Below are 25,267 nucleotides of genomic sequence, written 5' to 3'. Positions count from 1 at the left end.
CGAGTCGTTATAGATGTTAAGACGCGGCAGTTTACCCCATTGTGGGAAAAGTGCCCATTCGACCAGAGGTTGCAGCCCCCTGTGTGCGGGTTTGGAACCAGTGCTTCTTAATGGCGGCGTTCGACGATGTAGCGCGCCAACGCCCGCAGAGGTTCTGCGTTTTCACCAAACCCTTCAAGTGCGACCAGCGCCTGGTCGCGCAGTTCGATCGCATAGGCCTTGGCCGCTTCCAGGCCAAGCAGGGCCGGGTAGGTCGGTTTGTCACGGGCGATGTCGGCACCCTGGCGCTTGCCGAGGGTGGCGGTGTCGCTTTCCACGTCGAGGATGTCGTCCTGCACCTGGAATGCCAGGCCAATGGCCTGTGCATAAGTCTGCAGGGCGTCCAGCTGCGCCTGCTCGGCGCGGCCGCTGGCCAGGGCGCCAAGGCGCACGCTGGCTTCGATCAGCGCGCCGGTCTTGTGCCTGTGCATGAACTCCAGGGCCTGCTGGTCCAGCTTCACGCCGACCGAGCCAAGGTCGATGGCCTGGCCTCCGACCATGCCGGCAGGGCCTGCAGCTTTGGCCAGGGCCTGGACCATGGCCAGGCGGATGGCGTCGGGCTGCGGGCTCAGCCGGGGGTCGAGCAGGGCGCTGAAGGCCAGGCTCTGCAGGCCGTCGCCGGCGAGGATCGCACAGGCTTCATCGAAGGCTTTATGGGTGGTCGGCTGGCCACGGCGCAGGTCGTCATCGTCCATGGCCGGCAGGTCGTCGTGCACCAGCGAATAAGCATGGATCAGCTCCACCGCGCAGGCGGCGCCGTTGGCCTGCTCGGCCGGTGCGCCCAGCGCTTGGCAAGCCGCATAGGCGAGTAGCGGGCGCACGCGCTTGCCGCCGTTCATCACGCTGTAGCGCATGGCGGTGTACAGCCGCTCAAGCTCCTTGGTGGGCGCAATGAACAGGGGTTCAAGGGCCGCATCGACGCGCGCCTGGCTGCTGGCCTGGTAGGCGCCGATCATGCCTCTGGCTCCGCATCGAAGGGCTGAGCGGCGAGTTCGCCGTCGCGTTCCAGCAGTATCTGTACTTTTTGCTCGGCCTGGGCCAGGGCGCCCTGGCAATCGCGGGTCAGGGCGATACCTTGCTCGAAGGCGGCCAGCGAGTCTTCCAGCGACAACTCGCCGTTCTCCAGGCGTTCGACCAGCGCTTGCAGGTCGGCGAGGGATTGCTCGAAATCGATGGAGGCTTTTTTGCGGGCCATGGCGACGGGTCTCGGTGGCTGTTCAGAACGGCGCGACACTAGCAGAGCGGGGCGGGGGGAGCAAACTTGAGGGTGGTTTTTCCGGCCCACAGGTACAGCACAATGCCAGAAGGCTGTGCTGAACCTGTTGGAGCCGGCTTGCCGGCGATTGGGCCGCAAAGCGGCCCCGTCGATCAATCAGGCTGGCACAGCTTCCAGCTCCACCATTGCCTCGCGGCAGCGTGCCAGCTCGGCAATGGTCAGCACCGGCAGATTGTACTGGCGGGCATACACCGCCACTTGCTCGCCGCGGGCCATGCTGCCGTCGGGGTTCATCAGCTCGCACAGCACCGCTGCCGGGCGCAGGCCTGCCAGGCGAGCCAGGTCCACCGAGCCTTCGGTATGGCCGCGACGGGTCAGCACCCCACCATCACGCGCCCGCAGCGGGAACACGTGGCCGGGGCTGACGATATGCCGTTGCTGCGCCGTCGAGCGCAGCGCTGCTTCGATGGTGGTGATGCGGTCCTGGGCGCTAACGCCGGTGCTCACTCCTTCTGCCGCTTCGATGGTCACGGTGAAGCCGGTGCCATGGCGCGCCTGGTTGTTCGCCACCATCGGTGCCAGTTGCAGGGCGTCGACGGTGGCTTCGTCCAGGCACAGGCAGACGATGCCGCTGCAATCGCGAATCATCATGGCCATGGTCTGCAACGACAGGTTTTCGGCGGCGGCAACGATATCTGCTTCGTCCTCGCGGTCGTCATCGTCGAGCAGCAGCACGGGGCGGCCTGCCTGGAAGGCGGCGATGGCAGCGGACACATTGGGGAATTGCTGGTGATGCTTGGGGGACATGAAACGCTCCTCGTGAATGATCGATGAACGTCTCGGGGCGAACAAAATGCGCGCGCAAGGGCGCCCGAATGGCCCTCGCCTGACGCCTTCTTTCATCCGGACTATGACCGTCGGCTCTGGAGTCGCACCAGATCTGCTGACCCCCGGCATGGCCGGGGCGCTCGCGGGCTCATCTTTCGATTTACCGCCGGTGGGGACTTTCACCCCGCCCTGAAGACCGGGCAAGCATACCGCACAGCCTTACCCTGCTGGCAACCCTGTGGCCTACGACTTTCGAAGGGATCTGCCGCCAAACGCGAACGTATTAGTTATCTACCGCTCGCCCGCCAGTCATGGCTCTACCGTGGTGGCCTTCGCCACTCACCATCAAGGAAGTTTGCGCCATGTCCGACACTTATTCTTTTACAACAGCCGATGTGCATGCTGTGTTTGCATCTCTCGCCTCATCGTTGTTCGATAAACCACGTGACTACATAGACGGCGAGTTAAAGCCCAAGATGCTCATCATCGCCGGTGCCCAAGGCTCAGGTAAGACCTACCTCTTGGAAAACACGCTGCTTAAAGAAAGCAAGTACGCCAATTATGTCCGCCTGTACGAGACGCGCTTTCGCCAACTGCACCCGCACTATGAGGCCATGAAGGATAAAGGGGTGCTGCACGTTTATGAACATACCGAGCAGTTCATCTGGCAGTTGGGCACAATGATCTGTACCTACGCCATGCAGAACAGCTACAACATCATCATGGAAACCGCGCTTGATAGCCCTGTTTTCGCCGATTTTCCTCCTGTTGCGGCCCAGCAGGGCTACCAGGCCGAAGTCCACCTGATTGCGTGCCAGAAAGAATTCAGCCACTGGTCGACGCTTGACCGCGTGGTCGCCAGCGTGGGCGAAGAAGAGATAGAACGGGTCGTCAGCCTGGCGCAGATCGAACAAGCGCAGCTCAACGCCAGGTCGATTATCGATGCTTTCGAAAATGCCTGTACCCAAGTGCCGGGTGCGGAAATCGTCATCTATCAACGCGGCCTGGAGACCGGCAAGGAAAGCATGCCGGTCTGTCACAGCATCTGCACCGAGCACGGCGTGCTAACGCCCCAGGAAACTTACAACGGGAAAGCGTTTTTCCGTGCCCCGCATTTGAACGTGGACTTCAAGGTCTTGCGGGGCCCTGCTTCTGATTTTCCTTGTTCCTACATTCAATATGCCCAGGTTGTGCATGCCGGGTTGCTCGGCGCGAATCATCGACAGTCCATGGCCGAACTCAACTGCAAAACCCTGGGACGAGCACAGCGCCTGCTGCCCCAGCTCCCCGTCGATGTCTACCGGGAGTTGTGCCTGTATGTACTCAAGTACGCTCAGCCTTGATCGGGTAACGTTCAACGGGCATTGGCCGGGTCGGACATGCCTTCGACCACCCGGTGCAGTGATGCGGCCAGCATGGGGCCGTGTCCCAGTCCCGCGAAGCGCTCAAAGCGCACTTGTAACCCTCGTACCTTGAGCAAAGCTGCGGCCAGCGTTTGCGCTGGCCGCTGCGCGTCACCGGTCACCGGTGCGCGCGGGCTCGACGGTTCGTCGCCACCGCGCATGAGCAACAGCGTCGGTCGGTTATTGCCCAAGCGCTGCTGTAGCCCCTGCGCTTGCCGAACGATAGCTCCATCGTGCCACCACAACGACGGGCTGGCCGCCGCATAGTCGCTGAACGCTCCAGGCCGAGTGAACAACGCGTGCAACACCGCCAAGCCGCCATAGGAATGCCCCCACAGCGTCTGCCGCTGCGGGTCGATGGGTGCCACACCGGCTACCATCGGCCGCATGCGCTCGGTAAGCAAGTCCAGGAATGCATCCACGCCACCGCTGGGCAGGTGGGTCAGCGGATCGCGCTGTTCTGCAAGCCCGGCAATTGCCGGTGTGTAGTCGTAGGTACGCCCGGTTCGCTCGATGCGCTGCTCGGTCTGATACCCAACCGCCACCAGCAGTGGTGCCTGGCCCGCTGCGAGTTTGCCCAGTTGCGCACTGTCCAAAGCACCGAGTGCGGCATTGCCGTCGAGCATCCACAACACCGGATAACCTGCGGCGGGCGCCGGGCGGTTTGGCTTGCCGACCCACAAGCGGTAATGGCGCTGGCCATCGGTCGAGTCCAAGTCGAGGTGGCTGAAACGATAGGCCAGGTCCTGGCGCTGCAGCAGTGAAGTGTCCATCTTCTGCTCGCGTTGCGGCTGCGCCAGGGCAAGCGGGGCCGCAAGGGCCAACGCCAATGCCAGGGACAGGGTGATCTTGCTCATCAGGCGCCTCATCGATGCTTTGCAAGGAGCGCAAAGCGGGAGAGCCCAGATGATAATCAGTCCTGATTGAGCGTAAAGCGTATTAACTTTCTAAACATTCCTGGGCAACAGGCAGCAACAGGTGCAGGCAAAGGCCGGGATGACCATTGCTGGCCCACAGCCGGCCGCCTTGCAGTTCGACCGCGCGGCGGGCGATGGCCAGCCCCAGGCCGAAACCAGCGCCGCTGTCGGGCAAGCGCTGGTAGGGCTTGAAGATGCGTTCGAGTTCAGCGTGAGGCACGCCGGGGCCCTGGTCACTCAGGCGCAAATGCCAGCGGTCGCCCTCACGCCAGCCATCGAGGCTGACCCGGCCATCGGCAGGCGAATGGCGGATGGCATTGCGCATGAGGTTTTCCAGCGCCTGGGCCAGGCTGTCCAGATGGGCCTGCACCACGCATTCGATGCCGAGCGAGCAGGGCAGCCGTGCACGGTCCCAGCCGCTCTCGAAGCAGGCGTCCTGGCATAACGCTTCCCACACGGACACCATCAGCACCGGTTCGGTGCGTAACTGCGGCTGCTCGGTGTCCATCCAGGCGAGGTCCAGCGTGTCCTCGAGCAGCTTCTGCATGTCATTGACCTCGTGGCCCAGGCGCTCGCGCAACTGGGCGGGGGGCAAATCACTGTCATGGGCGATGCGCAGCCGCGCCAGGGGCGTGCGCAGTTCGTGAGACAAAGTACGCAGCAGCAGGCGTTGCTGCTCCAGGCTTTGGCGCAGGCGCCCGGCCATGTGTTCGAAGGCCTGCGCCAGTTCGCCCAATTCATCGCGGCGATCCTGCAGGGGCAGGCCAGGGCCGTCCAGGTCGTCCGCGCGCAAAGCATCAGCGCGGTCGCGCAGGCGGTTGAGCGGTACCACCAGGTGCCGGTAGATCGCCAGGCCAAGTAACAGCGCCAGCAGTGTGGGTGCAACGCCGTGAGTGATGAGGTGGGTCCAGGGGGTCAGGCCGGTGGGTAGCAGGCGCTCGGGCAGCTGCAACACCAGCCGGCCCTGTTCTGGATGCTGCGGGAACTCGATGCTGACGTAGGGCAGCTCATCCTGCAGGCGCCGGCTCATCGGCCAGTCGAGTTTGCGCATGAAGGTCAGGCGGCTGGCCTCGTCGACATTCAGCGGCGCGGTGCCGAGGCTTTGCAGGTGCGGCCCGATCAATGCCGCCCAGGTGTTCTCGGCGTGCTGCAGTTTTCTGCGAAAGGCTTCGGCGCCGGCCGCACCGCCTTGCTGCCAGGCCTGTTCAGCCTGCTGCGCATAGCGCGCCAGATAATCCTGGTCGGCCTGGGACAGAAAATAAGTGCTGCGCTCCACCGACAGGCCCCAGGTCCAGATCAGCCAGGTCATCAGCAGGCAGAAGCTGACTTGCAGTGCGGCCAGTTTCCACAGCAGGGGATGGCGGCGCATCACAGGTGTTCCGTGTCGACCAGGATGTACCCTTGGCCACGTACTGCCTGTATCTGCACATGCTGGGCACCGATATCGGCCAGCTTGCGGCGCAGGTTGCACACATGCACGTCCAGCCCACGGTCCAGGCGGGTGTAGGCGCGGTGCAATACGGTCTGGTAGAGGAATGCTTTGCTCAAGGCCTCACCGGGGTGGGCGCTCAAGGTGGCCAGCAAGCGAAACTCAGAAGCAGTGAGGCCGGCAGCCTTGCCGTGGTGAATGACATCCTGATGGTCCTGGTCGAGCATTACCTTGCCGGTTTCGCTTGGTGCCGCCGGCCTGCGGTCAAAGGCCACCCGGCGCATCAGAGCATCGACCCGCGCGTCCAGTTCCGCCAGGCTGAAGGGCTTGGGCAGGTAATCGTCCGCCCCGCGGGTAAAGCCACTGATGCGGTCCTGCTCGGCCCCCAGCGCCGACATCAGTATCACCGGAACTGCCTGCTGGCGGCGCAACTCGTCGAGCAGGCTGAGGCCGTCCAGGCCTGGCAGCATGATGTCCAGCAACACCAGATCGAAGCCATTGTGTTGCACCGCGTTCAACGCCTGAGGGCCGGTGGCGCAGGCGTTGACCACAAAGCCCCGGTTGAGGAAGTGGCGCTGGAGGTCCTCACGCAGGCGTGGGTCATCTTCGACGAGCAGGAGTGAGGTTGGCATTGGCAGTCTTGAATGAGAATTCGTATCAGTTGGCGATCATCCCATTGCAGGCAGGGGAAGGGCAATCGCCCCGTGCCGGGCCTAAGTGTTAAGAAGGTTAATCCTGCTGCACCCCTAGTTTTCGTCCGGTATCGTTCGCAAAAAGCAACGTGTTTCGTTTGCGATTAAATATCATTTGGGCGGAAGGTGTGTCATGAGCGGTTTCAAAGGTGTGGGAAGCCCCCGACGGGTGCGGGGCTGGCTGATGCTGGGGTTGTTGGCGCCGTTTTCTTTGTCGGCACTGGCCGAAACGGTCGCCAGTGAGGTTGCTGCGGACAGCTCGCTCGACCTGCCGGCGCTGACCATCGAAGGCAACCGCCTGTACGACATGCTGCCTTCGGAAGAAACCGGCGGTTACAGCGTCGACGCTGCCACGGTGGGCACCAAGACCCCAGCGTCGCTCAAGGAAATACCGCAGTCGGTCACCGTCTACACCCAGGACTACGTCAAAGACCGTCAGTTCGTGCACCTGGATGACCTGGCTAAGTACACCGCGGGGCTGCGCACCCTGACCAACGACAGCGGGCGGTCGTCGATCTATGCCCGTGGTTACGAGTACAGCGAGTTCAACATCGACGGCCTGCCGGCGCCCATGGCCAGTATTTTTGGCACCGTGCCGTCGCTGGCGGCATTCGACCGTGTGGAGATCATGCGCGGCCCGGCGGGGTTGTTCAGCAGCACCAGCGAGCTGGGCGGTATCGTCAACATGGTGCGCAAGCGCCCAACCGCCGATTTCCAGGGCCACGTCGAAGCCAGCTACGGCACCTGGGACACCAACCACGAAGAAATCGACCTGAGTGGGCCGCTGGATGATGCAGGCCGGGTGCGCGGGCGATTCGTTGCATCGCGGGACGACACCAATGGTGAAGTGGACTACAACGCCAATACCAGCAACAGCTACTACGGCGCGCTGGACATCGACCTTGATGACGACACCCAGCTATCGTTCGGCCTGATCCACGAAGTGAAGAACATCACCCCGCACAACGGCTACCCGGCAACGCTGTCTGGTGAGGTCCCGGATTTCAGCCATTCGAAGTTCCTTGGCGCTGACTGGAACTACTTCGACGGCAAGACCACCGACCTGGTTGCCGAGTTGACGCACCGCTTTGACAACGGTGGTTATGGCCGTATCGCCGCCCGTGGCTCGCACCGCGACACCAACTACCTCTATGCCTTCACTGCGACCAATGCCACCACCGGTGCCAACTCCGAGCGCGCCAGCGCCCGAGACTTCACCCAGGATACCTATTCGCTGGATGCCAGCTACAGCCAGCCGTTCGAAACCTTCGGCCAGGTCAGCGAATTCGTGGTGGGTACCGACTACAAGAACTACGACACCGAGTACCTCAACGGCACCACCAACCTGGGGGCCATCAACGTCAACAGCTACTCGCCGACCCAGTTCGCCAAGCCGTCACCGAACTACAGCACCGAAACCGGTATGCAGGAGGAAGAGTACGGCCTGTACTCCAAGGTCACCTTCCGCCCGGTCGAGCGTTTGGCGCTGATTGCTGGTGGCCGCTTCAGCTGGTATCGCGGTGATTTCTACACCACTACCCTGAGCACTGCTTCGACTGTCGATGACAACAAACGCGTGGATGGACGGTTCACACCGTACGGTGGCGTGGTCTACGACCTGACCGAAAACCATGCGCTGTATGCCAGCTATTCGCAGGTATTCAAGCCGCAGTCAGATACCGACAGCAATGGCCGCGTACTCAAACCGCGTGAAGGCGAGCAGTATGAGTTTGGCCTCAAGAGCAGTTACTTTGGCGGCGACCTCAATACGCGTGTCTCGGTATTCCGTTTGACCGACGAGAACCGCGCCAGCACCGAATATGATGAAGATGGCGTAGACACCGGTTTCTCCGTGGCATCGGGCAAGACCCGCGTGAAGGGCGCCGAGGTGGAAGTCAGCGGCAAGCTGACGCCGAACTGGGAGCTGCTGGCGGGCTACACCTGGATGGAAACCGAAACCCTCGACGGTGATGCCGAAACTACCTTCTTCATCATGCCGCGCAACCAGGCGTCGCTGTGGAGCAAGTACACCATCAGCCAAGGGCCTTTGACCGGGCTGGCCATTGGTGGCGGCGTCTCGGCGATGAGCAACTTCCATTCCGAGAGCGGCGGCGTGCGCATCGACGCACCGGGCTACGCCACGGTGGATGCGATGCTGTCGTACCCGGTCACCTCGAAGCTGACGGCCACCTTCAACGTCAACAACCTGTTCGACCGCGATTACCTGTCGCGGGTGGGGTCGACTTCGACGTTCAACTTCTATGGGCCTTCGCGCAGCATGATGGTTGGTGCACGTTACGATTTCTGACGTATTTCCCAGGAAATATTCAGATTTTTACCGTTGCTTGTAGTCCATTTCTGAAATAGCTTGCTACCGCCTTTTCGGCATTGTGCTGCTTTTCTCTGCGGCCTAGTCTGGGCCCGTCGTTGCCAAATCAGCGACCGGGCCTGCAAGCCCGCACAGAAAACGCATGCTTATCACCGAAAGCCAATGGTTTGCCATTGAGCACGCTTGACGGTGGCTGCGTACGGGAGGTTTTCGAACCTGCCGGTTTTCGTTCTCTGTCCGGTCTTGCAGACCCGTACGTGGCCGCCACCCATCACACTGCAAGTCATGAGTGCGGCTCTAGTGAATCCACAGAGGGCTACGCCATGCTTAAAATTGTCCCCGACCCACCCCATGATAATCGTTCCCTTGAAGACACCCTGATCCAGGCCGCGGACTATGCGCTGTGCGCCACGACTGTGGTGCACCAGGCGCTGCTGCACCCCAAATCCCCGGTATCGATCTTGATGATGACCTCGCTGGATGAAATGGAGGCGCTACGGGTTTTGCTCGAATCGGCGCTGATCCAGGTGCAGATGCCCACAGGCCCTCGGACCTTGCATTAAGGCTTAAATGATCTGCCGCCTGAGCCGGCCCACAGGGCTCAGCAGCGCTGCGGGCATTGTAGGAGCCGGCTTGCCGGCGATGAGGCCAGGCCGGGCAGCGGAAATTTCAAGGAGACCTCGACGCTGACGGCCACCTTCAACGTGAACAACCTGTTCGACCGCGATTACCTGTCGCGGGTGGGGTGGATTTCGACGTTCAACTTCTATGGGCCTTCGCGCAGCATGATGGTTGGTGCACGTTACGATTTCTGACGTATTTCCCAGGAAATATTCAGATTTTTACCGTTGCTTGTAGTCCATTTCTGAAATAGCTTGCTACCGCCTTTTCGGCATTGTGCTGCTTTTCTCTGCGGCCTAGTCTGGCCCCGTCGTTGCCAAATCAGCGACCGGGCCTGCAAGCCCGCAGACGAATCCCAGCGCTATCCGAGGTGCCTAGTGTCGGCAGCTTCGGCCAATGGTGGCTGCGTGCTGGAGATCTTCGGATCTGCCGGTTCTCGTCTGTCCGGTCTTGCAGACCTGCACGTAGCCGCCACCCATCAAATGCAAGTGATGTCGTGGTGGTCCATCAGGACGCAGACGAGATTACATCATGCTTAAAATTGTCCCCGACCCACCCCATGATAATCATTCCCTTGAAGACACCCTGATCCAGGCCGCGGACTATGCGCTGTGCGCCACGACCGTGGTGCACCAGGCACTGCTGCTGCACCCCAAGTCCCCGGTATCGATCTTGATGATGACCTCGCTGCATGAAATGGAGGCGCTACGGGTTTTGCTCGAATCGGCGCTGATCCAGGTGCAGATGCCCACAGGCCCTCGGACCTTGCATTAAGGCTTAAATGATCTGCCGCCTGAGCCGGCCCACAGGGTTCAGCAGCGCTGCGGGCATTGTAGGAGCCGGCTTGCCGGCGATGAGGCCAGGCCGGGCAGCGGAAATTTCAAGGAGTTTGAGCAATGACCACTCACACGACCAAATTCACTGTCGGCAAGACCACCTTCTTCCAGGGTGAAGACCACAGCCACCCACTGTTCCGCATCGAAGCCGGCATTCCATGCCAGGATGCCCGCGAACAAGCGTCGGAGTTGATGGGTTATGTGCGGGAGCTGACCATAATTGGCCTGATGGATGAGAAACCCATGATGATCTGGGCTTCGCATTACCTCAGTGCCATGGCCAAGGCGCTGATGGATGATGCCGAGTTGGGCATGATGCATTAACAGCAGGCATTAAAAAGCCGGCTTGTGGCCGGCTTCTCGGGGACGCTTCCGGCTAATTTATGGTAAGCCGCAACCGCCTTAACTGTGTGGCCATCAAGGGCCTGAAAGAGATGGCGAACGTTCGTGTGAAACGTTGCCGAGCCCTCTGGACTGCGGCTTGCGCCGGTCGGGGCTGAATGTGGCGCGTAGCATACAAGGGCCTGCCCAGGATGCCCAGCAAAAAATGGCACAGGGTGTTTCATTCGGGGCGTTGCTGAGAAAAATGCGACCAGTGGAAAACCCAGCCGAGTATCTTCAAGTGCTGTGCCTGGCGCTGGGCAGGGGTGAAGCGTTCCACGGTGTAGTTGCGCCGGTCATGGCTGTGCAGGCACAGGGTGCCCTTGTGGCCGAGGCTGAGGCTGTTCACCCTGAGTGCGCCATTGTGCAGCAGGGCATAGGTTTCACCGTCCTTGACCCGGGTCTGGCTGACGTCAATGGCCAGTATCGCGTCGCGTGGCACCCACGGCGCCATGTTTTGGCTTGGCATGGCCAGGCAGACGACATTTTCTGTTGCCACGCCTAAGGCCTGCAGCGCTTCAACCGGGAGTTGCAGGTATTTGCCGTCGAGAGTTACCAGCTTGCCGTCGTGCACTTGCTGAAACGGCACTTGCAAGAGCCGGGTGGCCCGGGTCGATAGCGAGGTGGGCGAATTGTCCGAGGCGGGCGGCAGGGTGCAGGTGCGCAGGATCGAGCTGGGGTGTTTGGGGCCTTCGCCACAGCGTAGCCAGCGGCGGTGAACGCAGAACAGGTCGGCCAGTTCGTCCAGGCGAGCCAGGGGAACGCCGCGTTTGAACCAGTTGTTGACGTGCTGGGGCGTCACACCGCGCTGGGCGGCGAAGTCGGAAGAGGTCAGGCCACACTCGTGGAGGAGGGCCTTGAGGCGGTCACCGGAGGTTTTCATGCAGCCGAGTGTAGCGGCGCGGTGCCAGTAGGGATATGAACCGGGTGTTGACGTGATGTGTACGAAAAACGCCTAACGGTAGGACGCTGGATTAGGACTGCGTAGGATTTTTTACCATTGCAGCGCGCACACAAAAAAGCCCCGCCGAAGCGGGGCTTGGTGCAACCGGTATCAGCCCTTGTAGGCAGCGACCGATTTGATGATCGCGGCGCGGGCGGCGTCGGCGCCTTCCCAGCCTTCGATCTTGACCCACTTGCCCTTCTCGAGATCTTTGTAGTTCGCGAAGAAGTGTTCGATCTGCTGGATCAGCAGTGCTGGCAGGTCAGTGTATTCCTTCACGTCAACGTACAGCTGCGACAGCTTGTCGTGCGGAACAGCGATGACCTTGGCGTCGCCGCCGCCGTCGTCGGTCATGTTCAGAACGCCGACCGGGCGGGCGCGGATGACCGAACCTGGGGCGACCGGGTAAGGCGTAACCACCAGCACGTCCAGCGGATCACCGTCGTCGGCCAGGGTGTTCGGGATGAAGCCGTAGTTGGCCGGGTAGAACATCGGGGTAGCCATGAAGCGGTCGACGAACAGGGTATCGCTGTCCTTGTCGATTTCGTACTTGATCGGCGCGTGGTTGGCCGGGATCTCGATGGCGACGTAGATGTCGTTCGGCAGGTCTTTGCCAGCCGGAATCTTGCTGTAGCTCATTGGGCAGTGCCCCCGTGTTTGATCAAAAAAGTGGCGGCGATTATAGGCACATTCGGCCTGGGCATGCCACGCCCGACCTGATGCGCGGGCGCATCAGACGTGGCTTTCGCGGTAGTCAGGGTGTTCGGCCTGCAACCGCGTCAGGCGCGCCAGAGGGTCCTGGCGGTAGAACAGTGACAGTTGCCGGTACACCTGTGGATAAGCCTGCTGCAAGAGGTCGGGCGCGCTGAAGAAGTACTCGCTGGTGACGGCAAAGAATTCTGCCGGGTTTTCGGCCGCATAAGGGTCGATGGCCGTTTGCGTTTCAGGGTCGGCGTCCAGCTGGCGGTTGAGGTCGTCATACGCCTGCTGCATGGCCGTGGCCCAGTCTTCAACCTGCATGTCGCTGTGCAGCGGTGGCAGGCCATTGGCATCGCCATTGAGCATGTCGAGCTTGTGCGCCAGCTCGTGGATCACCAGGTTGTAGGCTTCCCAGCCGCCGCTGGCCAGCACCCCGGCCCAGGCCATGATCACCGGGCCCTGCTGCCAGGCCTCACCGCTGTGTTCACCATCCCAGACATGCTCCACGCCACTGGCGTCGCGATGGCGCTGCGGGCTCTTGAAGTCGTCCGGGTAGAGGATGATCTCGTGAAAACCCTGGTACCAGTTGAGTTCCCCCAGGTGCAACAGCGGTAGCTGGGCCTGGGCGGCGAGGAACAGGCGTTGCTGGTCATCCAGCTCGACGCCGGGCAGGGTGGTCAGGTGCTTGTCGAGCAGGAACAGGATGCAGGCATCACGTAGCCGACGGTCTTCGTCGTCGCTGATGCCGTCGAGCATCGGCAGGCGTTCACGGATCACCTGCCATTGCTGTGGATCGACCGGGTAGCGCGCCAGCGTGCGCTTGCGCCGCCAGGCGCTGAAGGACCACATGGCGTTTGTCAGTGTGCCTTGGCGGTGCGGCCCAGGCGGCCGCGCAGCAGGCCCAGGACCATGGGTACCAGCGACAGGAAGATGATGCCGACCACCATCAGCGAAAGGTGCTGCTTGATGAATGGCACGTTGCCGAAGAAGTAGCCGAGGGTCACCAGGCCACCTACCCACAGCAGCGAGCCTGCAACGCTGAAGGCCAGGAAGCGCGGGTAATGCATGTGGGCGATGCCCGCGACGAACGGCGCGAAGGTGCGCAGGATCGGCAGGAAGCGCGCCAGGGTCACGGTTTTGCCACCATGGCGTTCATAGAATTCATGGGTGCGCTGCAGGTAGTCGCGGCGGAAGATTTTCGAATCGGGTTTGTTGAAAAGCCGTTCACCTGCCGTTCGCCCGATCACGTAATTGGTGCTGTCACCCATGATTGCCGCAGCCATCAGCAGGCCGGCCAGCAGCACCGGGTCCATGCCGCCACCTGCGGCCACGGCGCCGGCGATGAACAGCAGTGAATCACCCGGCAGGAAGGGCATTACCACCAGGCCGGTCTCGCAGAAAATCACGGTGAACAGGATGGCGTAGATCCAGGGGCCGTAATTGGTGACCAGCAGATCAAGGTAGGCATCGAGATGCAGGATGAGGTCCAGCGGGTTGAAATCCATGTACAGCACCTGTGTTCTTGACCCGCAGCTACGGGCGAGCGGACTTGCGGTAGGGTAAATTTTCAGACATGCCAGGAGCAGGCATTATACGGCCAAGTCGCGAGGATGCCCGGAGAGTTTGTAGCGGGGGGTTACTGAGGGTGCAGGTACCGGCCCGATCGCCGGCCAGCCGGCGCCCGGGCCAGTACTGATCAGTCTTGGCTGATCGGCAAGATGTAGCTTTCGAACTCGGTATCCTTGCGAAAACCGATGGATTCATAGGTCCTCTGCGCCACCTCGTTGTTGGCGCTGGTCGAAACCCGCATGCGCACGGCCTGGGTATCCTTGGCCATTTTCTTGGCTTCACGGATCAGGTGGTCAGCCACCAGCATGCGACGTGAGTCTTCGGCCACATAGATGTCATTGAGAATCCATACCCGCTTGAGCGACAGCGACGAGAAGCTCGGGTAGAGCTGGCAGAAGCCCAGCAGTTTGGCGTCGTCATCGTCCGGCAGTGCCAGGTAAATGACCGACTCGTCGCGTTTGAGGCGCGTTTCCAGGAATTTGCGCGAGCTGTCCGGGTATGGCAGTTGCCCATAGAACTCGCGGTATCGGACGAACAGCGGGGTGAGCAGGTCGAGGTGTTCCAGGGTTGCCTTGATAATGCGCATGTGCGGCCCTCAGAGTCCATTTGGGAAACAGCGGAATGCCAGCAGCTTTCAATCGCATGCTGCCCAATGCCGGCCAGAAGCGCAATCCGCCGTCCGTGACATGTTCTTTACCCTTCACCGAGTAGGAAATTGCCCTTTTGATTAGAGGTGTTTTCACTGTCGATGGTATGGACCTCCGCTTCGTCCTTGAGGTTCACGCCAGACAGCTGTCGGCGACAGGCCTCGCGCATCAGGTATAGCAGGCGATGCGCGGCCATGCCGTAGCTCAGGCCTTCCAGGCGCACGTTGGAGATGCAGTTGCGGTAAGCGTCGGTCAGGCCCACCTTCGGCGCGTAGGTGAAGTACAAGCCCAAGCTGTCGGGTGAACTGAGCCCGGGGCGCTCGCCGATCAGCATTACGGTCATGCGCGCCCCCAGCAGTTGGCCCACTTCGTCGGCCACGGCTACCCGGCCTTGCTCCACCAACACCACCGGTGCGCTGGTCCAGCCATCGGCAGCGGCCTGTTCCTCGAAACGGGCCAGGAACGGCAAGGTATGGCGATGCACGGCCAGGGCCGAGAGGCCGTCGGCCACCACGATGGCAAGGTCGCAGCCGCCAGGGTTGGTCTGGGCGTGCTGGCGCAATTGCTCCACCGAGCGCTCGTTCAGGCGCCGGCCCAGGTCCGGGCGTTGCAGGTACTGGTTGCGGTCGCTGGCGGCGCTGTGCAGTACCAGGCTGTCACGCCCGCGTTCCTTCAATTGTTCGCTCAGTGCCGTGTGGTCGAATGCCAGGTGCACGGCATCGCGGGCCTGGGCGTGGGCGAACTGGAAGTCCAGCTGGGCGCTGGTTGGCAGGCTGATGCCGCTGCGGCCAAGGGCGATACGCGCCGGCGTCAGGTTGCGCAGGGCCAGCCAAGGATTTTCGGGGGTGGGTATCTGACGGTCCATGGTCACCTCTATGCCAGCTGTGCCAAGGCCTGGCGGAACGCCGGCGGCAGGTTGTCGCCGAAGCGTACCCGGCCATCGGCCTGGGTGAATATACCGGTGCGCTGCAACCAAGCCTCGAACTCAGGCCCGGGTTTGAGGCCCAGTGTCTGGCGCGCATAAAGCGCGTCATGGAACGAGGTAGTCTGGTAGTTGAGCATGATGTCGTCGGAGCCGGGGATGCCCATGATGAAGTTGATCCCGGCCACACCCAGCAGGGTCAGTAGGGTGTCCATGTCGTCCTGATCGGCCTCGGCGTGGTTGGTGTAGCAGATGTCGCACCCCATCGGCACGCCCAGCAGCTTGCCGCAGAAGTGGTCCTCAAGGCCGGCACGGATGATCTGCTTGCCGTTGTACAGGTACTCGGGGCCGATGAAGCCGACCACGGTGTTGACCAGAAACGGCTTGAAATGGCGGGCCACGGCATAGGCGCGAGTTTCGCAGGTTTGCTGGTCGACGCCGTGGTGAGCGTTGGCCGACAGGGCGCTGCCCTGGCCGGTTTCGAAATACATGAGGTTCTGCCCCAGCGTGCCGCGCTTGAGCGACAACCCGGCCTCGTAACCTTCCTGCAGCACGTTGAGGTTGATGCCAAAGCCGGCGTTGGCCGCCTCGGTGCCGGCAATCGACTGGAACACCAGGTCCAGCGGCACGCCGCGGTTGATTGCCTCGATCGAGGTGGTGACGTGGGTCAGTACACAGGCCTGGGTGGGAATGTCATAGCGCTGGATGATGGCGTCGAGCATTTCCAGCATGGCGCAGATCGAGGCGATGCTGTCGGTGGCAGGGTTGATGCCGATCATGGCGTCGCCGTTACCGTACAGCAGGCCATCGAGAATGCTGGCGGCAATCCCGGCCGGCTCGTCAGTGGGGTGGTTGGGCTGCAAGCGGGTCGACAGGCGCCCGCGCAAGCCCATGGTGCCGCGAAAACGGGTGACTACACGGATCTTCTGCGCCACCAGTACCAGGTCCTGTACGCGCATGACCTTCGATACAGCAGCGGCCATTTCCGGGGTCAGGCCAGGCGCCAGGGCGCGCATGCTGTCCTCGTCGGCTTCGTCACTGAGCAGCCAGTCACGCAGGCCGCCGACGGTGAGGTGGCTGACCGGGGCGAAGGCCTGGGCGTCGTGAGTGTCGATGATCAGGCGGGTAACTTCGTCCTGCTCGTACGGGATGAGCGCTTCGCTGAGGAAGTGGCTGAGCGGAATATTGGCCAGTGCCATCTGCGCCGCCACCCGTTCACCGTCGTTGGCGGCAGCAACGCCAGCCAGGTAATCCCCGGAACGTGCGGGGCTGGCTTTGGCCATCACGTCCTTGAGGCTGTCGAAGCGGTAGACCAGGTGGCCTACCGTGTGTACGAAACTTGCCATACAGAATCTCCAGAGTGCCGCGGGCGTGCCCGCGGCAGGTGTCGGCAATCAGTGCAGGGCCTCTTCGGCCTTCTGGATCGCGGCGAATTCCTCTTCCGGTGTACCCGCAACCAAGTGGTGGCGGCTGTAGAACGCAAAGTAGGCAATCAGTACTGCATAGATCACTGCGGCGCCAATCACCACCCGTGGGTCGACCAAAAAGCCTGCGACCACGGCGATGCATGCCAGCACCAGGGCTACGCCCGAGGTGAAGATGCCACCAGGGGTGCGATAGGGGCGTTCCATCTTGGGCCGGCGGATGCGCAGGGTGATGTGCGCGGCCATCATCAGTACATAAGACAGCGTCGCACCGAACACCGCAACCAGGATCAGCAGGTCGCCCTGGCCGGTCAGTGACAGGCCGAAACCGATGATGCCAGGGATGATCAGGGCCAGTACCGGGGCCTTGCTCTTGTTGGTTTCGGACAGCTTGCGCGGCAGGTAGCCGGCGCGGGAAAGGGCGAAGATCTGCCGCGAATAGGCATAGATGATCGAGAAGAAGCTGGCAATCAGACCGGCCAGGCCAACCAGGTTGACGAAGCCGCCCATCCAGGTGGAACCGCCATACGCCTTGGAAAGTGCTTCTACCAGTGGGTTACCGGAGGCTTTGAGCGCTTCGGAGCCCGCACCACCCGGGCCTACCACGAGGATCAGCAGGGCAAACGCCAGCAACACCAGCATTGCGCCAATCAGGCCGCGTGGCAGGTCACGTTTCGGGTTCTTGGTTTCCTCGGCCGCCAGCGGCACGCCTTCTACCGCCAGGAAGAACCAGATCGCGTAGGGTATTGCCGCCCACACGCCAACATAACCGAACGGCAGGAAGCTGCTGGCGCCGACCGCGTCGGTCTGGGCGATGTCGAACAGGTTCGCCGCATCAAAATGGGGCACCATGCCCACAAGGAAGACAGCCAGGGCGATGGCGGCGACGGCGGTGATGATGAACATCAGCTTCAGGGCTTCACCGACCCCGAAGATGTGGATGCCGATAAAGACGATGTAGAACGCCAGGTAGATCATCCAGCCGCCAATGCCGAACAGGGACTGGCAGTAGGCACCGATGAACACCGCGATGGCTGCCGGAGCGATGGCGTACTCGATGAGGATCGCCGTGCCTGTCAGAAAGCCGCCCCACGGCCCGAAGGCGCTGCGGGCAAAGCCATAGCCGCCCCCGGCGGTAGGGATCATCGAGGACAGTTCGGCCAGCGAAAAGCACATGCACAGGTACATGGTGGCCATCAGCAGGGTGGCAAGGAACATGCCGCCCCAGCCACCTTGGGCGAGGCCGAAGTTCCAGCCGGCATAGTCGCCGGAGATCACGTAGGCGACGCCCAGGCCCACCAGCAGGACCCAGCCGGCGGCGCCTTTTTTCAGTTCACGTTGCTGGAAATAGTCCGAACCGACCTTTTCGAAATCGACGGAAGCGCCTGCCGGTGCGCCGGAGGATTGATCGCTTGGCATAGTTTCACCTGTTCTTTTTCTTGGTGGCCGGAAGGGTTCCGGCCGATGGTGATGGGTACTGCAGGAAGCGAGCCATGCAAGCTACAAGCCGCAAGCTACAAGCCTGAAGAAAAAGCAGGTCGGCGTTCTATCCGCTTTTTCTTGCAGCTTGCAGCTTGCCGCTGCCGCTTAGAAGAAGCCCAGCGGGTTGATGTCGTAGCTCACCAGCAGGTTCTTGGTCTGCTGATAATGGTCGAGCATCATCTTGTGGGTTTCACGGCCCACGCCGGACTTTTTGTACCCGCCGAACGCGGCGTGCGCCGGGTACAGGTGGTAACAGTTGGTCCATACGCGGCCAGCCTTGATGCCGCGGCCCATGCGGTAGGCGCGGTTGATGTCGCGGGTCCATACACCGGCGCCAAGGCCGAACTCGGTGTCGTTGGCGATGGCCAGTGCCTCGGCTTCGTCCTTGAAGGTGGTGACGCTGACCACCGGGCCGAAGATTTCTTCCTGGAACACGCGCATCTTGTTGTTGCCTTTGAGCAGCGTCGGCTGGATGTAGTAACCGGTCGCCAACGCGCCTTCCAGCTTCTCCACCTTGCCACCGGTCAGCAGTTCGGCGCCTTCATCCTGGGCGATCTGCAGGTACGACAGAATTTTTTCGAACTGCTGTTGCGAAGCCTGGGCGCCGACCATGGTGTCGGTGTCGAGCGGGTCGCCGCGCTTGATCTGCAGCACCTTCTTCATCACCACTTCCATGAACTGCGGGTAGATCGACTCTTGCACCAACGCCCGCGACGGGCAGGTGCATACCTCGCCTTGGTTGAAGAACGCCAGCACCATGCCTTCGGCAGCCTTGTCGATGAAGCTCGGCTCGGCCTGCATGATGTCTTCGAAGTAGACGTTGGGTGATTTGCCGCCCAGTTCGACGGTAGACGGGATGATGTTCTCGGCGGCGCATTTCATGATGTGCGAGCCGACCGGGGTAGAGCCGGTAAAGGCGATCTTGGCGATGCGCTTGCTGGTGGCCAGTGCTTCGCCGGCCTCGCGGCCATAGCCCTGGACTACGTTGAGCACGCCGGGCGGCAGCAGGTCGCCAATCAGCTCTACCAGCACGGTGATGCCCAGCGGGGTCTGCTCGGCCGGTTTGAGCACCACGCAGTTGCCAGCGGCCAGGGCCGGCGCCAGTTTCCAGGCGGCCATCAGGATCGGGAAGTTCCACGGGATGATCTGCCCGACCACGCCCAGTGGCTCATGGATGTGATAGGCCACGGTATTTTCGTTGATCTCGGCGGCACCGCCCTCTTGGGCGCGTATGCAGCCGGCGAAGTAGCGGAAGTGATCGACCGCCAGCGGGATGTCGGCGTTGAGGGTTTCGCGGACCGGCTTGCCGTTGTCCCAGGTTTCGGCGATGGCCAGCACTTCCAGGTTCTGCTCGATGCGGTCGGCGATCTTCAGCAGCACGTTGGAGCGTTCCTGCACCGAGGTGCGGCCCCAGGCATCGGCGGCTGCGTGGGCGGCGTCGAGCGCCTTGTCGATGTCTTCGGCAGTGGAGCGGGGGAATTCAGCGATCAGCTTGCCATTCACCGGGGAGGTGTTGTCGAAATACTGCCCCTTGACCGGAGCTACGAATTCACCACCGATGTAGTTGCCGTAGCGGCTCTTGAAGGAAACCTTCGCGCCTTCGGTACCGGGATGTGCATAACGCATGGTGTGTCTCCTGGTTAATTGTGTTTGTTGAGGAGTTGGAAAGCGTAGAGCAAAGGTTGGGCCAGCGTGGGGAGGGCCATTGGAATCAAGGGTTTGCGCAGTTTCTGGATGAGCCTGCAGAGGGGGTTGTCCCAGAAGTGGCACGGCCTGGGTGACACTTTGTACCGTTTGCGACACGCTTGATTGCGGTGCATTGCAAAGCCCGGGCGGGTGGAGGATGCTGGCAGGACGCTCTATCTGCGGAGAACAAAAACCAATGCAGAGCCACCACCTCAGTCGGCATGCCCAGCAAGTGCATACCGTTGCCCACGGCGAAGCCGGCGGTGCCGGTAGCGACCCGTCGATTGCCCGATCCTGGCTGCGATGCCTGGAGGACTATCATCTTGATCCCGAGGTGCTTGCGGCGCCGGTCGTGCTGGAACACGGCCGCCTGCTCGAAAGCCGTGAGCGCCTGAACCAGGTGCTGAAAATCGCCGACAATGAAATGAACAGCCTGCACCAGCAGCTATCAGGTGCCGGGCACGCGGTACTGCTGACCGATGCGCGCGGTGTCATCCTCAATTGTGTCACCGCACCCAGCGAACGGCGCATTTTCGAGCGTGCAGGGTTGTGGTTGGGCGCTGACTGGAGCGAGGCGCGCGAAGGCACCAACGGCATCGGCACCTGCCTGGTCGAGCGCCAGGCGCTGACCATCCATCAGAACGAACACTTTCGCGGGCGGCACACCGGGCTGACCTGTTCGGCCAGCCCTGTTTTCGACCCGCATGGCGAGCTGCTGGCAGTGCTCGATGTGTCATCGGCGAGGCCGGATGTCTCGCGTCAGAGCCAGTTTCATACCATGGCGCTGGTCAACCTTTCGGCAAAGATGATCGAGAGCTGTTACTTCCTGCGCCACTTCGAGCAGCAATGGTTGCTGCGCTTCCATCTGCAGGCCGAGTCGGTGGGGTTGTTCAGCGAAGGGCTGCTGGCGTTCGACGCCGATGGCCGTGTCTGCGCGGCCAACCAGAGCGCCCTCAACCTGTTGGGCACCGTCCGTGGCGGGGTACTGGGCAAGCCGCTGGAAATGTTTTTTGCCTGTAACCATGATGAGCTCTTCAGCCGCGCCATGCCCAATGGCAGCACGGCCTGGCCGCTGTATACGCGTGATGGTCGCCAGGTATTTGCCAGCTTGCGCGGGCAGGCGAAGGCACCGGTGTGGGCGGTGCCGGCGGGTTTGCCCGAAGCCCGGCCAGAGGCTGCCCCCGGCATTTGTCTGATGGACCCGGCGCTGCAGGGTGATTTCCGGCGTGCGCTGCGGGTGTTCGAGCGTGATGTGCCACTGCTCGTGTCGGGCGAGACCGGTTGTGGCAAGGAAGCCTTCGCCCAGGCAGTGCACCACGCTAGCCAGCGGCGCGGCAAGCCGTTCGTGGCAGTCAACTGCGCCTCGATTCCCGAAAGCCTGATAGAGAGCGAGTTGTTCGGTTACCGCGGCGGCAGTTTTACCGGGGCGCGCAAGGAAGGCATGCGCGGCAAGCTGCTGCAGGCCGATGGCGGCACATTGTTGCTCGACGAGATCGGTGACATGCCGCTGGCGCTGCAGACCCGTCTGCTACGGGTGCTGGAGGAACGTCAGGTGGTGCCGATCGGTGGTGAGCCGCAAGCGGTCGATGTGCGGATCGTCAGTGCTACCCACCGCGACCTGCTTGAGCGGGTGGAGCAGGGCACATTCCGCGAGGACCTCTATTACCGGCTCAATGGCTTGGAAGTGGCAATGCCGGCGGTGCGCGAGCGAAGTGACAAGGCTCAGTTGCTGGATTTTCTGTTGCGACAGGAGGCGCAAGGCCAGGCCATCGAAATCGAGCCAAGCGCCCGCCAGGCGCTGCTGGATTTTGCCTGGCCGGGCAATGTGCGCCAGATGCGCAACGTGCTGCGTACGCTGGTGGCATTGTGTGAGGATTGTCATGTCGCGTTTGCGGATCTGCCCGCAATCGTGCGCAACACCTCCAGCCCTGTAGGAGCGGCCTTGTGTCGCGAAAGGGCCGCCGAGCGGCCCCAGGATTTCGATAGCGCTGCCCAGTTTGCGGGGGCCGCTTCGCAGCCCTTTCGCGACACAAGGCCGCTCCTACAGGCGGAGGGCCAGGCCCTGTTATCGGTACTGGAGGCAAACCGCTGGCACCTGACCCGTGTCGCCGAGCACTTGGGTATCAGCCGCAATACCTTGTATCGCAAACTGCGCAAACACGGCATCGCCAGGGGCGTCTGAGCGAAACAGCGAGTGCGATTTCCCGCGCCCTGGGCTACCCTGCCTCGAAGTTTTGCGAGGTCGACCATGCATATTCATATTCTCGGTATTTGCGGCACTTTCATGGGTTCGCTGGCGGTGCTGGCCAAAGAACTCGGCCACCGTGTGACCGGTTCGGACGCCAACGTCTACCCACCGATGAGCACCCAGCTCCAGGCCCAGGGCATCGAGCTGACCCAAGGCTATGACCCGGCCCAGCTGGACCCGGCGCCGGACCTGGTGGTGATCGGCAACGCCATGTCGCGGGGCAACCCGGCGGTGGAGCATGTGCTCAACAAAGGCCTGCCTTATGTATCCGGCCCCCAGTGGCTGGCCGACCATGTGCTGCAGGGGCGTTGGGTGCTGGCCGTGGCCGGTACCCACGGCAAGACCACCACCAGCAGCATGCTGGCCTGGGTCCTGGAGCATGCCGGCATGAGCCCCGGCTTCCTGATCGGTGGCGTGCCGCAGAACTTCTCGGTGTCGGCACGCTTGGGCGATACGCCGTTCTTCGTGGTGGAGGCCGACGAATACGACAGCGCGTTCTTCGACAAACGTTCGAAGTTCGTGCACTACCGTCCGCGCACTGCGATTCTCAATAACCTTGAGTTCGACCACGCGGACATCTTCCCGGATCTGGCCTCCATCGAGCGCCAGTTCCATCACTTGGTGCGCACCATTCCGAGCGAAGGCCTGGTGATCCATCCGACCACCGAACAGGCGCTGGAGCGGGTAATCGGCATGGGTTGCTGGACGCCAGTGCAGACCACCGGCGAGGGTGGCCAATGGCAGGCGCGCTTGCTCAGTGCCGACGGCTCGCGCTTCGAAGTGCTGTTCGAGGGGCAAGCGCAAGGCGTTGTGGACTGGGCCCTGACCGGCCAGCACAACGTTGCCAACGCGTTGGCAACGTTGGCCGCTGCCCGTCACGTGGGGGTGGTGCCTGCCATGGGTATTGAAGGCCTGAGCGCGTTCAAGAGCGTCAAGCGGCGCATGGAGAAGGTCGCAGAAGTTCAGGGCGTGACTATCTACGACGACTTCGCTCACCATCCGACGGCTATCGCCACCACCCTCGACGGCCTGCGCAAGCGGGTGGGCGAGGCACCGGTGATCGCCATCATCGAGCCTCGTTCCAACTCCATGAAGCTGGGCGCGCACCGTGACGGCCTGCCGGAAAGCGTCAACGATGCCGACCAGGTAGTCTGGTATGCGCCAGCCAACCTGGGCTGGGACCTGGCGGCGACTGCGGCGCAGTGCAAGGTGCCGAGCGTGGTCGCCGACAGCCTCGAAGCGATCATCGAGCGGGTCAAGGGCCAGGCGCGGCCGGGCACACACGTGGTGATCATGAGCAATGGCGGCTTTGGCGGCCTGCATGGCAAGCTGGCCGAGGCCCTGAAGTGAGCGGGCCGGAACGCATCACCCTGGCCATGACCGGCGCCTCCGGCGCGCAGTATGGCTTGCGTCTGCTCGATTGCCTGGTGCGCGAAGACCGTGAGGTGCATTTTCTCATCTCCAAGGCCGCGCAATTGGTGATGTCCACCGAGACCGACGTGCTGCTGCCGCCCAAGCCTCAGGCCATGCAGGCCTTTCTTACCGAGTACACCGGCGCTGCCGATGGGCAGATCCGCGTGTATGGCAAGGAGGACTGGATGTCGCCGGTGGCCTCGGGCTCCGGCGCACCGGCGGCCATGGTGGTGGTGCCGTGCTCCACCGGCACCTTGTCGGCCATCGCCACCGGGGCCTGCAATAACCTGATCGAACGTGCCGCCGACGTGACCCTCAAGGAGCGTCGCCAGCTGATCCTGGTGCCGCGCGAGGCGCCATTCTCGACCATCCATCTGGAGAACATGCTCAAGCTCTCGCAGATGGGCGCGGTTATCTTGCCGGCGGCCCCAGGCTTCTATCACCAGCCGCAGACCATCGATGACCTGGTCGACTTCGTCGTGGCGCGTGTTCTCAACCTGCTGAACATCCCGCAGGACATGTTGCCGCGTTGGGGGGAGCATCATCTTGGGGCGGATGATTGAAGCGCACTTTACCTGCAATGCTGGCCGTCCTGCTGCTTGACGGCTGTGCCACGGTGCGCACGCTTGATGCCAACAAACCGGGCGCGCCGGTGGTGTATGCCGGCACCCGGCTGGACTTGTACGTGATCAATGGCGGGTGCTGCCCCAAGGACCATTTCGGGGCTCAGGCGCCTACATATCCACGGCTGGACCTGCCTGGGAGCATGCTGCTCGACACCCTGCTGTTGCCATTATCGTTGCTGACGGCTGCCGGGATCGGCTTCCAGGCCACTGGCGGTCTGTAACGGCCTCACCGCCGGCTCGCCGGCGACAGGGCCGTTCAGGCGGGCGCTATTTCTTGCCTAATCTACGCAGCTCATCCGACTCGACAACCCTAATCCCGTCCTCTTCCTCCAGCGCCAGGCGCCATAGCGCCCGCGCCAATGTGCAGGCTTCGATGCCCCGATACTTGCCCGGCATCAACCGCGCAAACGGGGAAGCCAGCCGTTCGCCCAAGCGCGGCGCAATGCGCTCACCCAGCAGCAGCGAAGGCCTGACAATCGTCAGTTGCGGCCAATCCTGCGCCTTGAGCGCCTCTTCCATTTCGCCCTTGACCCGGTTGTAGAAGATCGACGACTTGGGATCGGCGCCGATGGCGCTGACCACCAGCAGGTGGCGCGCACCCATCTCCCGTGCACGCTTGCTGAAGGCCACCACCATGTCCAGGTCGACGGCGCGGAACGCCTGCTCGGAGCCGGCCTGCTTCAAGGTAGTGCCCAGGCAGCAGTAAGCGATGTCCACGCGCCCGGCCAGTTGCGGTAGGAACACCGCAGGGTCACCGACCGGGTTTTCCAGGTGTGGGTGTTCGGCCAGGGGGCGGCGGGTGGGTGCCAGAACGCGGCTGATGGTGGGCTCGTTGAGCAGGCGGTCAAGCAGGTGTTCACCCGTCAGGCCCGTGGCTCCGGCAAGCAGGACATGCTGAGGCGTCAAGTACATGATGT

Annotated in this window: 25 protein-coding genes and 1 riboswitch; of the genes, 9 read left to right on the top strand and 16 right to left on the bottom strand. The window is 62.3% G+C overall.

Annotation, left to right across the window (positions count from 1 at the left end):
• Positions 1–107: 107 nt before the first annotated feature.
• The 3 genes from ispA to ribB all read right to left on the bottom strand — a co-directional run bounded on the left by ispA (position 108) and on the right by ribB (position 2,062).
• The gene (gene ispA, locus ACMGGN_RS19520; protein ID WP_115273474.1) at positions 108–995 is read right to left on the bottom strand and encodes a (2E,6E)-farnesyl diphosphate synthase; all 888 of its coding nucleotides are present in this window, start codon (positions 993–995) and stop codon (positions 108–110) included.
• Entirely contained in the window at positions 992–1,234 is a 243-nt protein-coding gene (locus ACMGGN_RS19515; protein WP_008092375.1) for an exodeoxyribonuclease VII small subunit, read from the bottom strand. The genes ispA and ACMGGN_RS19515 overlap by 4 nt, the downstream gene beginning before the upstream one ends.
• Before the next feature lie 177 nt (positions 1,235–1,411).
• Positions 1,412–2,062, bottom strand: coding sequence for a 3,4-dihydroxy-2-butanone-4-phosphate synthase (gene ribB, locus ACMGGN_RS19510; protein WP_115273475.1), 651 nt, complete (start codon positions 2,060–2,062; stop codon positions 1,412–1,414).
• A gap of 80 nt (positions 2,063–2,142) precedes the next feature.
• Positions 2,143–2,284: riboswitch (FMN riboswitch) on the bottom strand.
• Between the two features lie 161 nt (positions 2,285–2,445).
• Here ribB and ACMGGN_RS19505 point away from each other — a divergent pair.
• Positions 2,446–3,426 (top strand): zeta toxin family protein, encoded by a 981-nt coding sequence (locus tag ACMGGN_RS19505; protein WP_115273476.1) that lies wholly within the window; start codon positions 2,446–2,448, stop codon positions 3,424–3,426.
• Positions 3,427–3,437: 11 nt separating this feature from the next.
• Here ACMGGN_RS19505 and ACMGGN_RS19500 read toward each other — a convergent pair whose 3' ends face one another.
• The 3 genes from ACMGGN_RS19500 to ACMGGN_RS19490 all read right to left on the bottom strand — a co-directional run bounded on the left by ACMGGN_RS19500 (position 3,438) and on the right by ACMGGN_RS19490 (position 6,464).
• Complete coding sequence (locus tag ACMGGN_RS19500; protein WP_119688197.1) at positions 3,438–4,343, bottom strand: alpha/beta hydrolase; 906 nt, start codon at positions 4,341–4,343, stop codon at positions 3,438–3,440.
• A gap of 82 nt (positions 4,344–4,425) precedes the next feature.
• A complete protein-coding gene (locus tag ACMGGN_RS19495; protein WP_204919489.1) occupies positions 4,426–5,772 on the bottom strand; it encodes a sensor histidine kinase in 1,347 nt (448 codons plus the stop codon).
• Entirely contained in the window at positions 5,772–6,464 is a 693-nt protein-coding gene (locus tag ACMGGN_RS19490) for a response regulator transcription factor (protein ID WP_125923499.1), read from the bottom strand. The genes ACMGGN_RS19495 and ACMGGN_RS19490 overlap by 1 nt, the downstream gene beginning before the upstream one ends.
• 193 nt (positions 6,465–6,657) lie before the next feature.
• Between ACMGGN_RS19490 and ACMGGN_RS19485 the strand changes: the two genes are divergently transcribed.
• The 4 genes from ACMGGN_RS19485 to ACMGGN_RS19470 all read left to right on the top strand — a co-directional run bounded on the left by ACMGGN_RS19485 (position 6,658) and on the right by ACMGGN_RS19470 (position 10,634).
• Positions 6,658–8,832, top strand: a complete 2,175-nt coding sequence (locus ACMGGN_RS19485) for a TonB-dependent siderophore receptor (RefSeq protein WP_414156228.1) — start codon at positions 6,658–6,660, stop codon at positions 8,830–8,832.
• A gap of 344 nt (positions 8,833–9,176) precedes the next feature.
• Positions 9,177–9,416, top strand: coding sequence for a hypothetical protein (locus tag ACMGGN_RS19480; RefSeq protein WP_115273481.1), 240 nt, complete (start codon positions 9,177–9,179; stop codon positions 9,414–9,416).
• Positions 9,417–10,005: 589 nt separating this feature from the next.
• A complete protein-coding gene (locus tag ACMGGN_RS19475) occupies positions 10,006–10,248 on the top strand; it encodes a hypothetical protein (protein ID WP_115273483.1) in 243 nt (80 codons plus the stop codon).
• 122 nt (positions 10,249–10,370) lie between these two features.
• Positions 10,371–10,634, top strand: coding sequence for a DUF3077 domain-containing protein (locus tag ACMGGN_RS19470; protein ID WP_046785111.1), 264 nt, complete (start codon positions 10,371–10,373; stop codon positions 10,632–10,634).
• A gap of 238 nt (positions 10,635–10,872) precedes the next feature.
• Here ACMGGN_RS19470 and ACMGGN_RS19465 read toward each other — a convergent pair whose 3' ends face one another.
• The 9 genes from ACMGGN_RS19465 to ACMGGN_RS19425 all read right to left on the bottom strand — a co-directional run bounded on the left by ACMGGN_RS19465 (position 10,873) and on the right by ACMGGN_RS19425 (position 20,003).
• Positions 10,873–11,574, bottom strand: coding sequence for a LexA family transcriptional regulator (locus tag ACMGGN_RS19465; RefSeq protein ID WP_414156227.1), 702 nt, complete (start codon positions 11,572–11,574; stop codon positions 10,873–10,875).
• 171 nt (positions 11,575–11,745) lie between these two features.
• Positions 11,746–12,273 (bottom strand): inorganic diphosphatase, encoded by a 528-nt coding sequence (gene ppa / locus ACMGGN_RS19460; protein ID WP_414156226.1) that lies wholly within the window; start codon positions 12,271–12,273, stop codon positions 11,746–11,748.
• 93 nt (positions 12,274–12,366) lie between these two features.
• Complete coding sequence (locus ACMGGN_RS19455) at positions 12,367–13,182, bottom strand: zinc-dependent peptidase (RefSeq protein WP_414156225.1); 816 nt, start codon at positions 13,180–13,182, stop codon at positions 12,367–12,369.
• Between the two features lie 8 nt (positions 13,183–13,190).
• On the bottom strand, positions 13,191–13,838 hold the full coding sequence (locus ACMGGN_RS19450) for a DedA family protein (RefSeq protein WP_012312530.1): 648 nt from the start codon (positions 13,836–13,838) through the stop codon (positions 13,191–13,193).
• 191 nt (positions 13,839–14,029) lie between these two features.
• Entirely contained in the window at positions 14,030–14,488 is a 459-nt protein-coding gene (locus ACMGGN_RS19445) for a GNAT family N-acetyltransferase (RefSeq protein ID WP_012312531.1), read from the bottom strand.
• 107 nt (positions 14,489–14,595) lie between these two features.
• A complete protein-coding gene (gene eutC / locus ACMGGN_RS19440; RefSeq protein WP_414156224.1) occupies positions 14,596–15,414 on the bottom strand; it encodes an ethanolamine ammonia-lyase subunit EutC in 819 nt (272 codons plus the stop codon).
• A gap of 8 nt (positions 15,415–15,422) precedes the next feature.
• Positions 15,423–16,817: an ethanolamine ammonia-lyase subunit EutB gene (locus ACMGGN_RS19435; protein ID WP_174140984.1), complete on the bottom strand. Its 1,395-nt coding sequence runs from the start codon at positions 16,815–16,817 to the stop codon at positions 15,423–15,425.
• A gap of 48 nt (positions 16,818–16,865) precedes the next feature.
• Positions 16,866–18,314, bottom strand: a complete 1,449-nt coding sequence (gene eat, locus ACMGGN_RS19430) for an ethanolamine permease (RefSeq protein ID WP_039604782.1) — start codon at positions 18,312–18,314, stop codon at positions 16,866–16,868.
• A gap of 168 nt (positions 18,315–18,482) precedes the next feature.
• Positions 18,483–20,003 (bottom strand): aldehyde dehydrogenase family protein, encoded by a 1,521-nt coding sequence (locus tag ACMGGN_RS19425; RefSeq protein ID WP_414156223.1) that lies wholly within the window; start codon positions 20,001–20,003, stop codon positions 18,483–18,485.
• Positions 20,004–20,259: 256 nt separating this feature from the next.
• On the opposite strand from ACMGGN_RS19425, the gene ACMGGN_RS19420 reads away from it, so the two are divergent.
• The 4 genes from ACMGGN_RS19420 (at position 20,260) to ACMGGN_RS19405 (ending at position 24,571) form a co-directional block, all read left to right on the top strand.
• A complete protein-coding gene (locus tag ACMGGN_RS19420; protein WP_414156222.1) occupies positions 20,260–22,245 on the top strand; it encodes a sigma-54-dependent Fis family transcriptional regulator in 1,986 nt (661 codons plus the stop codon).
• Positions 22,246–22,311: 66 nt separating this feature from the next.
• On the top strand, positions 22,312–23,661 hold the full coding sequence (mpl, locus tag ACMGGN_RS19415) for a UDP-N-acetylmuramate:L-alanyl-gamma-D-glutamyl-meso-diaminopimelate ligase (RefSeq protein ID WP_119688203.1): 1,350 nt from the start codon (positions 22,312–22,314) through the stop codon (positions 23,659–23,661).
• Positions 23,658–24,287, top strand: coding sequence for a flavin prenyltransferase UbiX (gene ubiX, locus ACMGGN_RS19410; RefSeq protein ID WP_012312538.1), 630 nt, complete (start codon positions 23,658–23,660; stop codon positions 24,285–24,287). The genes mpl and ubiX overlap by 4 nt, the downstream gene beginning before the upstream one ends.
• Positions 24,288–24,304: 17 nt before the next feature.
• Positions 24,305–24,571 (top strand): YceK/YidQ family lipoprotein, encoded by a 267-nt coding sequence (locus ACMGGN_RS19405; protein WP_012312539.1) that lies wholly within the window; start codon positions 24,305–24,307, stop codon positions 24,569–24,571.
• 46 nt (positions 24,572–24,617) lie between these two features.
• On the opposite strand, the gene ACMGGN_RS19400 is transcribed toward ACMGGN_RS19405, so the two are convergent.
• The gene (locus ACMGGN_RS19400) at positions 24,618–25,262 is read right to left on the bottom strand and encodes an oxidoreductase (protein WP_012312540.1); all 645 of its coding nucleotides are present in this window, start codon (positions 25,260–25,262) and stop codon (positions 24,618–24,620) included.
• Positions 25,263–25,267 lie beyond the last annotated feature (5 nt).

This window comes from Pseudomonas sp. BNK-30 (assembly GCF_047456185.1).
Taxonomy (GTDB): Bacteria; Pseudomonadota; Gammaproteobacteria; order Pseudomonadales; family Pseudomonadaceae; genus Aquipseudomonas; species Aquipseudomonas putida_E.
Note: the sequence above shows the minus strand (reverse complement) of the source record. Positions and strands in the feature narration are given on the sequence as shown.